This window comes from Bradyrhizobium sp. USDA 4502 (assembly GCF_054063355.1).
In genome coordinates this window covers 3,327,900-3,341,720 of sequence record NZ_JBSSGF010000001.1, presented here as the reverse complement: position 1 = coordinate 3,341,720, position 13,821 = coordinate 3,327,900, and the positions used below count along the sequence as shown (strand labels likewise).

At 65.4% G+C, this 13,821-nt stretch carries 13 protein-coding genes; 4 read left to right on the top strand and 9 right to left on the bottom strand.

Annotation, left to right across the window (positions count from 1 at the left end; all coding sequences use genetic code 11):
• Positions 1-5: 5 nt before the first annotated feature.
• The 4 genes from ACVW1B_RS15320 to ACVW1B_RS15305 form a co-directional block, all read right to left on the bottom strand.
• Complete coding sequence (locus ACVW1B_RS15320) at positions 6-473, bottom strand: GcrA family cell cycle regulator (protein ID WP_076825272.1); 468 nt, start codon at positions 471-473, stop codon at positions 6-8.
• A 107-nt stretch (positions 474-580) separates the two neighbouring features.
• Positions 581-781 carry a hypothetical protein gene (locus ACVW1B_RS15315; protein WP_016844973.1) on the bottom strand — a complete coding sequence of 67 codons (201 nt, stop codon included), beginning with the start codon at positions 779-781 and terminating at the stop codon, positions 581-583.
• Between the two features lie 174 nt (positions 782-955).
• A complete protein-coding gene (locus ACVW1B_RS15310; protein WP_253608414.1) occupies positions 956-2,782 on the bottom strand; it encodes an AMP-binding protein in 1,827 nt (608 codons plus the stop codon).
• 169 nt (positions 2,783-2,951) lie between these two features.
• On the bottom strand, positions 2,952-3,893 hold the full coding sequence (locus ACVW1B_RS15305; protein ID WP_028340203.1) for an acetamidase/formamidase family protein: 942 nt from the start codon (positions 3,891-3,893) through the stop codon (positions 2,952-2,954).
• A gap of 66 nt (positions 3,894-3,959) precedes the next feature.
• Here ACVW1B_RS15305 and ACVW1B_RS15300 point away from each other — a divergent pair, with 66 nt between their 5' ends.
• The 3 genes from ACVW1B_RS15300 to ACVW1B_RS15290 all read left to right on the top strand — a co-directional run bounded on the left by ACVW1B_RS15300 (position 3,960) and on the right by ACVW1B_RS15290 (position 6,865).
• Positions 3,960-4,754: a YdcF family protein gene (locus tag ACVW1B_RS15300; RefSeq protein ID WP_253608415.1), complete on the top strand. Its 795-nt coding sequence runs from the start codon at positions 3,960-3,962 to the stop codon at positions 4,752-4,754.
• Positions 4,755-4,840: 86 nt separating this feature from the next.
• Positions 4,841-5,623: a DUF169 domain-containing protein gene (locus tag ACVW1B_RS15295; protein ID WP_092077950.1), complete on the top strand. Its 783-nt coding sequence runs from the start codon at positions 4,841-4,843 to the stop codon at positions 5,621-5,623.
• 66 nt (positions 5,624-5,689) lie between these two features.
• On the top strand, positions 5,690-6,865 hold the full coding sequence (locus ACVW1B_RS15290; RefSeq protein WP_253608416.1) for a saccharopine dehydrogenase family protein: 1,176 nt from the start codon (positions 5,690-5,692) through the stop codon (positions 6,863-6,865).
• Between the two features lie 177 nt (positions 6,866-7,042).
• Here ACVW1B_RS15290 and ACVW1B_RS15285 read toward each other — a convergent pair whose 3' ends face one another.
• Positions 7,043-8,242 carry an FAD-dependent oxidoreductase gene (locus tag ACVW1B_RS15285; protein ID WP_253608417.1) on the bottom strand — a complete coding sequence of 400 codons (1,200 nt, stop codon included), beginning with the start codon at positions 8,240-8,242 and terminating at the stop codon, positions 7,043-7,045.
• A gap of 123 nt (positions 8,243-8,365) precedes the next feature.
• On the opposite strand from ACVW1B_RS15285, the gene ACVW1B_RS15280 reads away from it, so the two are divergent.
• A complete protein-coding gene (locus ACVW1B_RS15280; RefSeq protein ID WP_141341084.1) occupies positions 8,366-8,860 on the top strand; it encodes a MarR family transcriptional regulator in 495 nt (164 codons plus the stop codon).
• Here ACVW1B_RS15280 and ACVW1B_RS15275 read toward each other — a convergent pair.
• The 4 genes from ACVW1B_RS15275 to ACVW1B_RS15260 all read right to left on the bottom strand — a co-directional run bounded on the left by ACVW1B_RS15275 (position 8,832) and on the right by ACVW1B_RS15260 (position 13,659).
• Entirely contained in the window at positions 8,832-10,100 is a 1,269-nt protein-coding gene (locus tag ACVW1B_RS15275) for an O-antigen ligase family protein (RefSeq protein WP_253608418.1), read from the bottom strand. The two genes, ACVW1B_RS15280 and ACVW1B_RS15275, sit on opposite strands and share 29 nt — an antisense overlap.
• A 144-nt stretch (positions 10,101-10,244) precedes the next feature.
• The gene (locus tag ACVW1B_RS15270) at positions 10,245-11,789 is read right to left on the bottom strand and encodes an undecaprenyl-phosphate glucose phosphotransferase (protein WP_092077940.1); all 1,545 of its coding nucleotides are present in this window, start codon (positions 11,787-11,789) and stop codon (positions 10,245-10,247) included.
• A 115-nt stretch (positions 11,790-11,904) separates the two neighbouring features.
• On the bottom strand, positions 11,905-13,044 hold the full coding sequence (locus ACVW1B_RS15265; RefSeq protein ID WP_168855926.1) for a glycosyltransferase family 4 protein: 1,140 nt from the start codon (positions 13,042-13,044) through the stop codon (positions 11,905-11,907).
• A gap of 3 nt (positions 13,045-13,047) precedes the next feature.
• Positions 13,048-13,659, bottom strand: coding sequence for a polysaccharide biosynthesis/export family protein (locus tag ACVW1B_RS15260; RefSeq protein ID WP_253608419.1), 612 nt, complete (start codon positions 13,657-13,659; stop codon positions 13,048-13,050).
• Between the last annotated feature and the right edge of the window lie 162 nt (positions 13,660-13,821).

The following is a 13,821-nucleotide window of genomic DNA, read 5'->3' as shown; positions in this document are numbered from 1 at the left end:
AAGCGCTATCCGCGCATCGCGCGTTGGCGCGATCCCGCTTGATAGGCGAGGCGGTAATGCCCTGAGCAATAGGGCATGCCGCCGAGCGGTGTGTTGCCGCAGAAGCAGAAATCATCGGCGCCCGGGGTGCTGATCGGCCAGCGGCAGCGCTGCTCGCTCAGCTCGAACAGCGAGCAGCTGTTGGCGCTGACGATCGGGGCGTCGTCGGGCTCCTGCTCGTAGACCGCCTGGAGCAACCGGAGCTGCTGCTTGGCAGTCGCCCGTTGCGCGGCGTGGGCGGCGGATTTCTTGCGCCGCGCCCGACGTTCGTCCGGCGTCGTGCGTGTGAGGTTCAGCCGCGACAGCTTGCCGATCACCGCATTGCGGCTGACGCCGATATTGACGGCGATGTCGCGGCAGGAGAGGCCGGCTTCAAAGTAGATCTTGAGTTGGTCGACGCGCTCCGGCGTCCAGGTCTCTTGGATGGCAATCATCTGACGGTTCCACGTTCTGTGTTGAACCGCCGCGCCGGCACACGCGCCCTTAGTTCTTGAGCATGATCTTTTCGGAAAACCGGTTTCCACTTTTCCGGATCATGCTCTCAGGGCGTGCGGCCGTTGTCGCGGATTGCAAGCAACCCGTCCTTGATGGCGAGCCGAATGCCTTCCTCGATCAATGTCCGTGCGACGCCCGGGACGCTCGTGCCGTGGGTGCCCTGTCTCACCAGCTTCTCGAGGTATCCGATGGTCGAGAGCGCCAGCGTGACCGGGACGCGGTCGGTTTCGGCCTTTTCCGTAGCCATGGTGAAACGCTTAACCCCGAACGCCTGTACTGAAAAGTATCTATTTAGAGTCTATTTAGGAATGAGGCGGTTCGTCAAGCCGTGGGCGGCAAGAAACAGCCAGCCGCGCCCAAGCGCGCTGGAAGCGAGTTCCAGCGCGCGGGTGTCATCGAATTATTGAGATAGATGAAGGTGTTAGGGCCGTAACTCGACCTTGACCGGGAACTTCTTGAGAAGCCGCTCAGCCTTCTCGGCCTTTTCCGGAGGCGCGCTCACGCTCAGGTACAGTCCGCGCGACGGGTCGGTGATCGCGTCGACAGTGACCTCGCCGGACAATCCTTCCAGCGCCAGCAACTCGCGCGCCGCCTCGCCGGCGGCGATCTCGCGCAGCTTCGGCTTGAAGATCTTGCCGACCGGAGTCACCGGCATCTCCGGAATCACCGACACCACGCGCGGGCGCGCCGGCGGCTCTAGGATGTTGTCCTGCACGAAGGCGGCGAGCGCGTTCGGATCGATATGGGTGCCGGGCTGCGCCGAGACGAACAGCATCGGCACTTCGCCGGCGTAGGTGTCGGGACGTCCGACGGCCGCGGCAAGCGCCACGCCCGGAAACGCCAGCGCGGCGTCCTCGATCGCGCGCGGATCGATGTTGTGGCCGCCGCGGATGATGACATCCTTGGCGCGGCCCATGATGTAGACGAAGCCGTCAGCATCGATCCGGCAGATGTCGCCGGTGCGCAGCCAGCCGTCGCGGAACGCCTCCTCGGTCTGCTTCTTGTCGACATAGCCGGCGAACACCTGCGGGCCCCTGGTCAGCAGTTCGCCGACCGGCGAAGGCCACGGTCCCGTGTGGAGCTTGCCGCCGTCGAGGATCGCGAGTTCGACCAGCGGATTGCGGGTGCCGACGCTCTCGGCGCGCGGCTTCACACCGTGCACATCGTGAGTGATGGCGCCGGCGAGCTCGGTCATGCCGTAGAGCTGCTGGATGCAGGGGCCGCCCCAGGTCGCAAGATAACGGCGCTCGATCTCCGGCGGGCAGATCGAGGCGCCGGTGGCGGTGACGCGCAGGGTCGAGATGTCGCTGTCCGCGACCGGGATATCGGCGAGGGCGCCAAGTATCGTCGGCACGTTGCCGGCGATGTTGATGCGGTACTGCTCGATGATCTGCCAGAAGTGCCGGACCAGCGCCGGATCGCGCGCGCCGGCGGGACCGGGGATGACCATAGTCGTGCCGGCCGCCAGGGAATTGGCCGTGGTGCAGAAAAGGCCGCCGACATGGAACAGCGGCATCGTGATCATCGCGCGCTCGCCGCGATGGAAATCGAGCGCCATCCGCGAGGATACTGTGGAGGCGACCATCGCGCGGTTGGTGAGCCGCGCCACCTTGGGATGGCCGGTAGTGCCGCCGGTCGGGAGCATCACGGCGACGCGGTCGGCCTCGCTCATGTCCTTGGACTTGCCGTAGTCGTCGCGCCAGGCGGGATCAGGCCGCAGCACCTCACCGTCGAAGGCGATGCTGCCGTCGAGCGGCACGATCACAATGTGCTTCAGGGAAGGCACCTCGCGCTGCAGGCCCTCGACCCTCTCATAGAGCCCGCCTGGCATGCCCGGCGGCGGCGCCAGCAACAGCTTCGCGTGGATCGCATTGAGCTGGGCGACGATCGCTTCGCGCGTGAACAGCAAATTGAGCGGCTCGGCGACGCCGCAGGCGGCTGCGCCGAAGATCGCGACGACGGTCGCGGGGCACGCCGGGAGCAGGACAGCCACCGCGTCGTCCTTGCCGATGCCGTGCTTACGGAAATAGGTTTCAGCGGCCTTGATGCAGCCCATCAAGTGATCGTTCGAGATCACGACCGGATTGGGATCGAGCGGCGAGCGCAGATAGATCGCGGCTTCAGCGTCCGGCGCGCCCTGCGGGCCGCGGGCAATGAGGTCGAGGATGCGCGGGCAGGCGGCGAGCGTCTCCTGCATCTCCCTGTCGCGCGCAGCCTCGTCGGCCGGCGAAAGCCTGTCCTTCAGCATATCCGTCCCCGTCCATTCTTGTTCGTTGGGACGGGGATTGTATCGAGCCGTGCTCGCGGAACACAAGTGCGGCCATAGCACTCAGTCATCCCGGGGCGATGCGCAGCGTCGAAACCCGGAATCTCGAGATTCCGGGTCTGGTCCTTCGGACCATCCCGGAATGACGATCTCAGCCGTGGACCACGGATTTGGCGATCATGCAGTGGATGCCCTTGGAGCCGTTGACCGTCTGCGTCACGCGCAGGTCGGCCGCCAGACTGCACAGCGTGTAGGCATCCTCGCGCGACAGATTGCGCTTCTCGCCGAGCAGCACGATCATGTCGCGCAGCGCCCGCACCACGCACTGGTCGAGATCGGGATCCATCGCCATGGTCATGTAATGATCCGCGGTCTCTGCGCGCGGATAGGCGAGCTTGATATCCTTGCGCAATGTGAGGCGGAAGCGGCCGGTCAGCGCGGTCTCGATTGCGGTGACGCAGACCTCGCCGTCGCCCTGCACGCCATGGCCGTCGCCGCAGGAGAACAGCGCGCCCGGAACGAACACCGGCAGATAGAGCTTGGCGCCGGCGCCGAGCTCCTTGTTGTCGAGATTGCCGCCCATCGCGCGCGGGATCAGCGAGGAGATCCGGCCCCAGGCCGGCGGCGGCGACACGCCCATCACGCCGAAGAACGGCTTGAGCGGCAGATCGAGCCCCCAGGGCATGCGGCCGACCATGCGCCCGCGATCGAGCGGGATGTTGAGGACGCGTGTTTCGTGGAAATCGTCGGGCAGGGTGCCGGACAATGGCTTGATCAGATTGTAACCCCAGTCCTGTCGCAGCTGAACGTCGAGAATATCGACCTCGAGCACGTCGCCAGGTTCGGCGCCGGCAACGGCGATCGGGCCGGTCAGAATGTGTCCGGGTACCATCCGCTCGCACTTCGCATGGATGTCGTCGAGCTCCGGCGGAACGAAGAATTTGCCGCGGTCGGGCACCACGTCCGGGCCGCCGCTGACGGTCTCGATCGTGATCTCGTCGCCGCTCGCAACGGTCAGAACCGGTTTCAGCTTGGCTTCAAAGAAGCCCCAATGGCAGGTTTCAGGGCTCGACTTCAGATGATGATGGGTCATGTGACGGCTTTTGATTAGTTTCCCAGCAGCGTATGACGCTGTAGCAGAACTTCGCAGGGGCTTCTCTTGTTTTTTGTGCTCTCCAAGACGCTCGGCATCATGCTGTTGCCGATCAACTTCCTGATCGGTATCGGCGTGATCGGCACCGTGCTGCTGTTGACGCGGTTTGCGCGCCTCGGCCGCAGGTTGATGGTGGCCGCGCTGCTGCTGCTCGCGATCTGCGGCTTCTCGCCGCTCGGCAATGTCCTGATCTCCACTTTGGAGCAGCGCTTCCCGCCATGGGACGCCTCGCGCGGCGTGCCGGACGGCATCATCGTGCTCGGCGGCTCGATCGATGCCGATCTGTCGGTTGCGCATGGCACGCCGGTGGTGCGCAGCGCGGCCGATCGCGTCATCGCGGCGGCGACGCTCGCGCGCAGATATCCGAATGCGCGCCTCGTGTTCACCGGCGGCAGCGCGAACCTGATCTCGAACGATGCGCGCGAAGCCGACTATGCCGCCGAGATGTTCGAGGGGCTCGGCATTGCCAGGTCGCGATTGATCATCGAGCGCCGCTCCCGCAACACGGTGGAGAACGCCGAGTTCTCCAGGGCACTGGTCGATCCCAAGCCGGGCGAGCGCTGGCTGCTCGTCACCTCGGCCTACCATATGCCGCGCTCGGTCGGGCTGTTCCGCAAGGCGGGATTCAACGTCGAGGCCTATCCGGTCGACTGGCGCGTCGGCAATGTCTTCAGCTTCGCGACGCTTGCGATCGAGGGCCTGTCGCGCACCGATCTCGGCACACGCGAGTGGATCGGGCTTCTGGCCTATCACCTGGCCGGCCGAACCGATGATTTGCTGCCGGGGCCGGCCGCGCGCTGAGGCGTAGGCACTTGTCGCCTCCAACGGCCAATCCTAACATCGACGCAACAGGCGGCGCCAAGCCGCCGATCACGGGAGTTCACGCCATGCAACAGCAGACACCGCCGGAACAGTTCGACCTCGGCGCAATCGTCACCGATCTGAACAATCTGCTGCGGCTGAAGACCACGGTGATCGGCATCAAGATGTTCGCGCGCGCCGAGGAGATGGAGGCGATCCCGAAGATTCGCCGTCCGTCGGCGGTCCACACCACGGACCAGATCGTCAGCATGGCCTCGCGGCTCGGCTGGACCGTCGGCATCACCGGCGACGATCTGGTCGGCGCGCAATGCCGCGCCGTGATCGGGCTCGCGCCGCAGGATGAGAAATGGCTTGCCGGCGAGAACTATGTCGGCGTCTGGCACGGCACTGCCGAAGACGCGCGCAAGCGCCAGGAGGCGCTCGACGTGGTGCCGTACGGTCAGTACCAGGCGATGGCGGTCAGCCCGCTGACCAGCGGACGGCTCAACCCGCCCGACATCTGCCTGGTCTATGCGACGCCGGGCCAGATGATCATCCTGATCAACGGGCTGCAGTACACCGGCTACAAGAAGTTCGAATGGGGCGTGGTCGGCGAGACCGCCTGCGCGGATTCGTGGGGGCGGGCGCTGAAGACCGGCGAGCCGAGCCTGTCGCTGCCGTGCTTCGCCGAGCGCCGCTATGGTGGCGTGCCGGACGAGGAGATGCTGATGGCACTGCCGCCGGCCTATCTGGTGAAGGCGATCGCCGGCATGAAGCAGCTCGCCAAGAACGGTTTGCGCTACCCGATCGCGCCCTACGGCATCCAGGCCGACGTGCGCGCCGGCATGGGCGTCTCGTACAAGAAATAGCCGATTGCGTCGCCGCGTCCGCGATGACAAAAGGGCGCCCAATTCGCTGCGCAGGGAGCCTGATCCATGTCCTCGTCGAAACTCGACATCGTCGTCTATGGTGCGACCGGCTTCACCGGCCAGCTCGTCGCCGAATATCTCGCGGCGCATTATCGCGTCGGCAGCCTGAAATGGGCGATGGCCGGGCGCAGCAAGGACAAGCTCGCCTCGGTTCGCGACGCGATCGGCGCGCCCGCCGACACGCCGCTGATCGTCGCCGATGCCGGCGATGCCGCCTCGCTGAAGGCGATGCTTGCGCAAACCAGGTCTGTCATCTCGACGGTCGGACCGTATCAGCTCTATGGCAACGAGCTGATCGCGGCCTGCGTGGAAAGCGGCACCGACTATTTCGATCTCTGCGGCGAGCCGATCTGGATGCGGCAGATGATCGACAAATACGAAGCCGCCGCGAAGGCCAGCGGCGCGCGCATCGTGTTCTCCTGCGGTTTCGACTCGGTGCCGTTCGAACTGGGCGCGTTCTTCGTGCAGGAGGAAGCGAGGCGCGTGTTCGGCGCGCCGGCGCCGCGCATCAAGGGCCGCGTGCGCGACATGCGCGGCACGCTGTCCGGCGGCACCGCGGCGAGCGCCAAGGCGACCTTCGATGCGGTCGCCAAGGACCTCAGCCTGGTTGCGATCCTCAACAACCCGTTCGCGCTGACGCCGGGCTTCGAGGGTCCGAAGCAGCCGCGCGGCAGCAAGCCGGCCTATGAGGAGGATTTGCACTCCTGGACCGCGCCGTTCATGATGGCGCTGATCAACACGCGCAACGTGCACCGCTCCAACATGCTGATGGGCTTTCCCTACGGACAGGACTTCGTCTACGACGAGATGGTCCTGACCGGCCCGGGCGAGAAGGGCGAGGCCAACGCCAAGAAGGTGATGGCGTTGAATTCCGAGAAGACCGGCCCAAGCGCGCCGAAGCCGGGCGAGGGGCCGTCAAAGGAGGAGCGCGAGAACGGCCGCTACGATCTGCTTTATCTCGCGGTCGCGCCTGACGGCCGCATGGTCCGCGCCGGCATCAAGGGCGATCGCGATCCCGGCTACGGCTCGACCTCGAAGATGATCTCGGAATGCGCGATCTGCCTGCTGCGCGATACACCCGACGTCGCCGCCGGCTTCTGGACGCCGGGAGCCGCGATGCAGCACAAGCTCATCAGGCGCCTGGTCGATCACGCCGGGCTGACCTTCGAGGTCGAGAAGTAGCTTCGCTTACCTCGCCCCGCTTGCGGGGAGAGGTCGGATCGCTTCGTCAGATGCGATCCGGGTGAGGGTACAGGTCCGTCCGATCGCATTGCTCGTGGAAAGAGCCCCTCACCCCAACCCTCTAAGAGCGAGCTTCGCTCGTCTCGACCCCGTGAAGGACGGGGAGAGGGAGAGGCGCTACGCCGCCGCCCGCGGATCATACGCGTACATGAAGTCCATGCCCTTGGACGACACCGGCAGCAGCAGCTTCAGCATGTGATCGCGGAGCCAGGCGCCGGTCGGGCTGAACTCACGCTTGCTGTTGCCGTTGCGGCGGGCGATCGCCACGATCTTCTCGGCGCGCGGGCGCCGCTCGTGCTCGAAAGCCTGGAACGTCATGCCGAGCTCCTGGCCGCCGCGCATCAGGATGCCGAGCCGCAGCGCGTCCTCCAGCGCCAGCGATGCGCCCTGGCCGGCATGCGGGCTGGTGGCGTGCGCGGCGTCGCCGATCAACAGCGTGCGCTTGCGCGACCAGGTCGGCAGCGTCGCGACGTCAAGCGTGTCGGTGACCACGATATTCTGGGCGGCTTCGATGATCTCGGGGATCGGCGCGTGCCAGCCGGCGTGGAAATCGCGCAGATGCTGCCTGATCGCGTCCTGGCTCCGCAGGCGGTAGGCCGCCGCGGTCATGCCGTGCGACGGCTGCGTGCTCCACCACATCGCGCCCGTGTCCGGATCGGGGCTGCACATCCCATAGCCGAAGAAGCCGCTCTGCCCGAACGTGGTCGCCACCCTCTGGCCGATCGGCAGCTTCTCGATCACCGCGCGGGGCACGAATCCGCCGAAGCCGATCAGCCCGGTGTCGAACGGCGTCGGGCCGTCAGGGATCACGTGGCGCCGCACCGCAGAGTGCACGCCGTCGGCACCGATCACGAAATCGCCCTCGGCGGTGGTGCCGTCGTTGAAATAGGCGATCACGGGCTGGTCGCCGCGGTCTTCGATCTTTACAAGTTTCTTCTCGAAGAACACCGAGACGTTGGAGGCCCAGGCCTTGTCGATCAGCGTCTCGTTCAACGTCGCGCGGCACATGTTCACCGCGGGCTGGCCGAAGCGCTGCTGCATGTTCTGGTTGAGCGAGCCGAGCTTCTTGCCGCCCTGCGAATAGAAGTCGAAGGACTCCGCGATCGAGCCGTTTCGGATCAGTTCGTCGGCGAGGCCGAGCTCGGCCAGCACATGCATGCCGTTCGGCGCGATCTGAAGCCCGCCGCCGACCCCGGTGGAGTAGGGCCAGGCTTCATAGAGCTCGGTCTCGATGCCGGCGCGGGTCAGGAACATCGCAGTGACAGGACCTGCGATGCCGGCGCCGATGATCAGAGCTTTACGGGGACGTGAGGTCATGCCTTGCTCCATGCATCCGTGTGGGATAGGAAAGGTCAGTTGCTAATTATCTTAGTATATAAGATATTAGGCGAGTAAGATATAGGAGCCGATTTGTCAAGCACGACGTCGCGCGAAACGCTGATGCAGGAACTCGAGGAGGCGATGCGCCGGTCATCCGCGCAGGGCGTGATGTACGGCCAAGCCGTTGCAAACATGGCCGGAATCTCCAATTCCGACATGGAATGCATGGACATCCTGCATCTGGAGGGGCGGGTAACCGCGGGGCGTCTCGCCGAGGTCACCGGGCTGACCACCGGCGCGATCACCGGCGTGGTCGATCGTCTGGAGAAAGCGGGTTACGTGCGCCGCGAGCGGGACGAGAGCGACCGCCGCAAGGTCTTCATCTCGGTGGTGGAGGAAAAAGCGGCGGAGATCGGCAAGTTCTACGTGCCGATGCAGGAGGCGATGCTCAAGCTGTGGAGTAGCTACACCGACGACGAGCTGCGCTTGCTGCTGCGTTTCGCCAATGACGGCTACAAGGGCGTGCTGGAAGCGACCGGAGCATTGAAGGCGGTGATCGACATGCCGCCGGAGCAGCGCGCCAGCCTCAAGATGCCGCCGAAGACTCGTCGATGATCCGTGCCGACGTCGCGCGGTAGTGCTCGGCTGCCGCATACATGCCCCACATCGTGCCCAGCATCATCCAGAAGTGCCGCCAGTGGTCGGTATCGATGATGAAGCTCTCGCCGACGAAGCCGAGGAACGCCGAGAAGACCGCGAGATAGCCGCGCTGCCACGGCACCCGCATGTAGATGTAGCGGAAGCCGATGATCGCGGTGACGAACACCAGCGCCGGATAGCAAATCCCCGAGATCCAGCCGCCCGACATGAAGGCGTTGAGATAGGAATTGTGGGTGTCCTCGGGGAAGTAGGTGTGGAATTGCAGCGGCCCGATGCCGAACGGCAGCTCCAGCGCCATCTGGGCGCCGAGGATGTGGCGGCCGAACCGGCCGAAGCGGCCTTCGTCATAGCTCTGGTCGAAGCTCGCGCGCTGCTTGAACATGTCGGCGACCGAGCCGATCGAGAGCAGCACAGCGATCAGCGCCACGGCCAGGATCGCGGCGATCAAGGTCATCACGATGATGCGCGAGCGCTGCGCCTGCGAGCGGCTGGTGAACACCATCAGCGCCAGCATGAAGGCCGCGGTGATCACGAGGCCGCCCCAGGCGGCGCGCGAGAACGACAGCAGGATCGCGAGCGAGATGATGCCGAAGGCGATGGCGTTGCGGAGCGCCTTGCCGAAGCGGTCGGAGACCACGCTCTGCAGTGTGAACAGCGCCGGCAGGATCAGGAAGGCGCCGAGCACGTTCGGGTCCTTGAAGGTTCCGCGGGCGCGGTCATACAGCGTCAGCAGGTCGTAGCCGCCGGGCACCAGACGGAAGTAGCCGGCGATGCCGGCGAGCGAAGCGATCATCGCGCCGACGATCAGGCCGCGGCGCAGCATGTCGAGGCGGGCTTCGGTATCCTCCGACATCACCATCGCGAAGAAGATGACGGTGATGGCCATGTACCAGGAGGTCAGGATCCAGTTCACCACCTCCGGCTTGTCGAGGAACGGCACCGCACCGATGCTGTAGCCGACATTGAGCACGATCAATGTGAACAGCAGCGGCATGAACACCAGCCGCATGCGCAGGCCGGTGGCGAAGAACAGCACGCAGGCGGTCAGCGTGACGAGCTCATACGGGCTCGGCTCGATGAACACGATGGCGCCGGACGCGCCGGCCAGCCACACCAGCGCCCGCTGCAGCGCCAGCACGCCCGTTGGTGCTGATGTCAGCGAATGGGACGTCCCGGCTGTCGCCGCATAGGCCATCGGATACTCACGCAACTTGGTACAAGCACTCAACACATTGCTTCGTCATTGCGAGGAGCGAAGCGAGGAAGCAATCCATCTATCCCCGAGCCGCGATATGGATTGCTTCGCTGCGCTCGCAACGACGTCAGTAAGTCTCAACCTTCAGTACGCGTTCTCGCTTTTGGTCAGCAGCGAGAACGGGGTCTTGAGCAGGATGTAGAGGTCGAACAGCACCGACCAGTTCTCGATGTAATAGAGGTCGTATTCGACGCGCTTCTGGATCTTCTCGTCAGTGTCGACCTCGCCGCGCCAGCCGTTGATCTGCGCCCAGCCGGTGATGCCGGGCTTGACGCGGTGGCGGGCGAAGTAGCCGTCGACCGCCTCGTCGAACAGGCGGTTCTCCAGCTTGCTCTGCACGGCGTGCGGGCGCGGGCCGACCAGCGAGAGATTGCCCTTCAGCACAACGTTGAACAGTTGCGGCAATTCGTCGAGCGAGGTCTTGCGGATGAAGCGGCCGACGCGGGTCACGCGTGGATCGTTCTTGGTCACCACCTTGGAAGCGGTGGGGTCGGCCTGGTGGTGGTAGAGCGAGCGGAATTTGTAGACGTCGATCCGCTCGTTGTTGAAGCCGAAGCGCTTCTGGCGGAACAGCACCGGGCCGGGGCTGTCGAGTTTCACCGCGAGCGCCACCAATCCCAACACTGGCAGCGCCGCAAGCAAGGCCAGACCGCCGACCACGCGGTCGAACAGCCATTTCAGCACCAGATCCCAGTCGGTGATCGGCGCCTCGAACATATCGAGCGTCGGCACCTTGCCGATATAGGAATAGGAACGGGGGTGGAAGCGCAGCTTGTTGGTATGGGCCGACAGGCGGATGTCGACCGGCAGCACCCAGAGCTTCTTCAGCATTTCCAGGATGCGGGTCTCCGCCGAGATCGGCAGCGCGAACAGCACGAGGTCGACGCGGGTGCGGCGGGCGAATTCGACGATGTCATCAATCTTGCCGAGTTTCGGTGAGCCGGCGCAGGTATTAGTGGCGCGATCGTCATTGCGGTCGTCGAACACGCCGAGCAGATGGATGTCGGAATCATCCTCGGCGTTCAGCGCCTCGATCAGCTGCTCGCCATTGTGGTCTGCTCCGACGATGATGGTGCGGCGGTCGAGCCGGCCGTCATGCGCCCAGGCGCGCACCATCGATCGCAGCAGCAGCCGTTCGGCGATCAGCACCGCAAGGCCGACGCAGAAGAACGACGACAGCCAGACCCGCGATACCTCGCCGCCGAGCTTGACCAGGAAGGAGATGCCGATGAACAGCAGGAACACGACGGCCCACGACGAGATCATGCGCGTCATCTGGCGAAGCTGGCCGCGGAAGATCTGCACCTGGTAGATATCGGCGGCCTGGAAGCAGACCACGGCGGCAGCCGACATGCCGAGGATCGATGCGATGTACCCCCAGTGAATACTGCCGCCGGCGAGCGGCCTGACATAGGCGAGATAGAGCCCGACGCCGACCAGGCTGAGCAGCACGAAGTCGGCGAGGCGAACCACGCCGGCGATCACAACCGGCGAGTAGGCGCCGCGAACCTTCTGGTTGGTAACGGCGAGCGCGGCCGGCGAGAGGCGCCGGCGCCGTTCGATCTGCGGCTGAGCGGCCGTCGCAGACGCAGCGGCATCCAGCATCGAGCGTGCGTTAAACGGTTCCACGAGTCCACGTCCATTCCTGCGCATGCAGATGGGCATCCGCGCGCAGCACGAAAATTCCCCCGGGCGTGACTTAAGGGGACAAATCGGAAGAAACGGTTACGTGTGCAAGAAGTGGTTAACGTTTGGCAAATGCGTCGCGATAGCCGGCCAGTACCCCCTCGACCATCGCGCTTTGCGAGAAATGTTCCGAAATCCGCTCGCGCAGTCTCTCGGCGCGCGCCGCGGTCGCGGCGGGATCGTCGAGCGCGGCCTTGATCGCGTCGGCCATCGCTCCGGCATTGCTCGGCGCGAACAGGGCGTCGGTGTGGGTATCGAAGATCTCCGGGATGCCGCCGACATCGGCTGCGATCATCGGAACGCCCGCCGCGCCCGCCTCGATCACCACATAGGGCATCGAATCGCCGCGCGAGGGCACCACGAGCAGGCTGCCCTTCGAGAAGCCGTAGCGCGCCTTGACGTGACCGATGAAGCGGACTGCCTCACCGAGCGACAGCCGCGTCACCTGCTCCTTGAGGCGCTCGAATTCCTCGCCGTCACCGCCGAGCGTCAACGTCACCGGCTTGCCCTCGGCGCGCAGCTTCGCTACCGCGTCGATCAGGAGATCGGCGCCCTTGATGCGCCGGAACTCGCCGACATAGGCCACGTCGGTGGCATCGTCGGCGCCGGGGACCGGTTCGAATTCCTCCGCGGTGACGCCGTTGAACACGCAGCGCACGAGGCCTGCCGGCTTGCCGACCGTGCGCTGATAGGTGTCGCGGGCAAACGCGCTCTCGAACAGGAATAGGTCGGTGCTGTTCATCAGGGTGCGCTCGAGCTGGCTGTAGAAGCGGCCCTTCCAGGTGTCGAGCGGGTAGTGCAGCGAGCCACCATGCGGCGTGTAGACCCGGATCACCTTGCTCGACCGCCGCCGCAGCCGGACATAGGCGCCGGCCTTGGCGCCATGCCCGTGGACGACATCGGGTTTCAGCTTGCGGATCAGGCCGGCGATGTGGGCCCAGACCATGAAATCGGCGAAGCGCGGCTCGCGGCGTATTGCCACGCGGTGGACGCCGAGCTTGAGCCGCGGCTCGATCTCGGCAAGCGCCGCGTCGGCCCGCGCGCCGCCGGTCAAACTGTCGGCGACGATGCCGACATGATGGCCGCGTTCGATCTGGCCGTTGGCGACGTCGAGGATGTGACGAATGATGCCGCCGACCGGGGCACGCACCACGTGCAGGATGCGGAGGGGCGGTTGCTGATTTTGATCCTGCGCCATCGATCAGAACCAGCGCTCGCCGACGAACACGGTGTCGCCGGGGCCGATCGGCGTGCCCAGGGGAGCGACGAAGCGGCCGGCGCCGGATGCATTGGTGTGGGTGACGGTAACCTCGTCGCGCCTGGCGCGCGGCGAGAAGCCGCCGGCGATCGCGATCGCGCTTTCGACCGTCATCTTGGGCACATAGGGATATTGGCCGGGGGCCTGGACTTCGCCGAGGATGAAGAACGGCCGGTAGGCCTCGATCTCGACTGCGACCGACGGCTCGCGGATGAAGCCGTTGCGCAGCCGCGCGGTGATCTCGGCGGCAAGCCCGGCGGGCGTCCGGCCGCGCGCCGGCACCGAGCCGATCAGCGGCATGGTGATCGCGCCCGCGGCGTCGATCGCATAGGCGTTGGTCAGCCCTTCCTGGCCATAGACCACAACGCGGAGCTTGTCGCCGGGGCCGAGATTATAGCCCTCGCGCGTCGGTGCGGGATCGGCATAGGCCACGGGCGCAGCATACGCCATCGGTTCGAGACCGGGGTCGCCGGCAAGCGGCGACGTTCGGCCCATGCAGCCCGACAGCGCGAGCGCAGCGACCAGACAAATAAGGGGAGCGCGCAGATCGCGCATGCAAGGAATCCCGCGACAATATCGGCTCCGATTAACGGCACCCATGGTTAACAAAGAATGACGGGGCGGGTGGTGGCGGCCATGCCCGTCAACCCCACCGATTAACCCAGCGGCAACCTTAATGGACTGTAATCGCCCCATTGAGATGGAGTCGCGGTGTCC

What these genes read in the sequence shown, in the direction of transcription:
- ACVW1B_RS15295 (WP_092077950.1), top strand. Translation starts at nt 4,841, where the DNA reads ATGCAACAGCAGACACCGCCGGAACAGTTCGACCTCGGCGCAATCGTC.
- ACVW1B_RS15265 (WP_168855926.1), bottom strand. Translation starts at nt 13,044, where the DNA reads ATGGCGCAGGATCAAAATCAGCAACCGCCCCTCCGCATCCTGCACGTG.
- ACVW1B_RS15315 (WP_016844973.1), bottom strand. Translation starts at nt 781, where the DNA reads ATGGCTACGGAAAAGGCCGAAACCGACCGCGTCCCGGTCACGCTGGCG.
- ACVW1B_RS15280 (WP_141341084.1), top strand. Translation starts at nt 8,366, where the DNA reads ATGCAGGAACTCGAGGAGGCGATGCGCCGGTCATCCGCGCAGGGCGTG.
- ACVW1B_RS15310 (WP_253608414.1), bottom strand. Translation starts at nt 2,782, where the DNA reads ATGCTGAAGGACAGGCTTTCGCCGGCCGACGAGGCTGCGCGCGACAGG.
- ACVW1B_RS15320 (WP_076825272.1), bottom strand. Translation starts at nt 473, where the DNA reads ATGATTGCCATCCAAGAGACCTGGACGCCGGAGCGCGTCGACCAACTC.
- ACVW1B_RS15260 (WP_253608419.1), bottom strand. Translation starts at nt 13,659, where the DNA reads ATGCGCGATCTGCGCGCTCCCCTTATTTGTCTGGTCGCTGCGCTCGCG.
- ACVW1B_RS15285 (WP_253608417.1), bottom strand. Translation starts at nt 8,242, where the DNA reads ATGACCTCACGTCCCCGTAAAGCTCTGATCATCGGCGCCGGCATCGCA.
- ACVW1B_RS15275 (WP_253608418.1), bottom strand. Translation starts at nt 10,100, where the DNA reads ATGGCCTATGCGGCGACAGCCGGGACGTCCCATTCGCTGACATCAGCA.
- ACVW1B_RS15305 (WP_028340203.1), bottom strand. Translation starts at nt 3,893, where the DNA reads ATGACCCATCATCATCTGAAGTCGAGCCCTGAAACCTGCCATTGGGGC.
- ACVW1B_RS15290 (WP_253608416.1), top strand. Translation starts at nt 5,690, where the DNA reads ATGTCCTCGTCGAAACTCGACATCGTCGTCTATGGTGCGACCGGCTTC.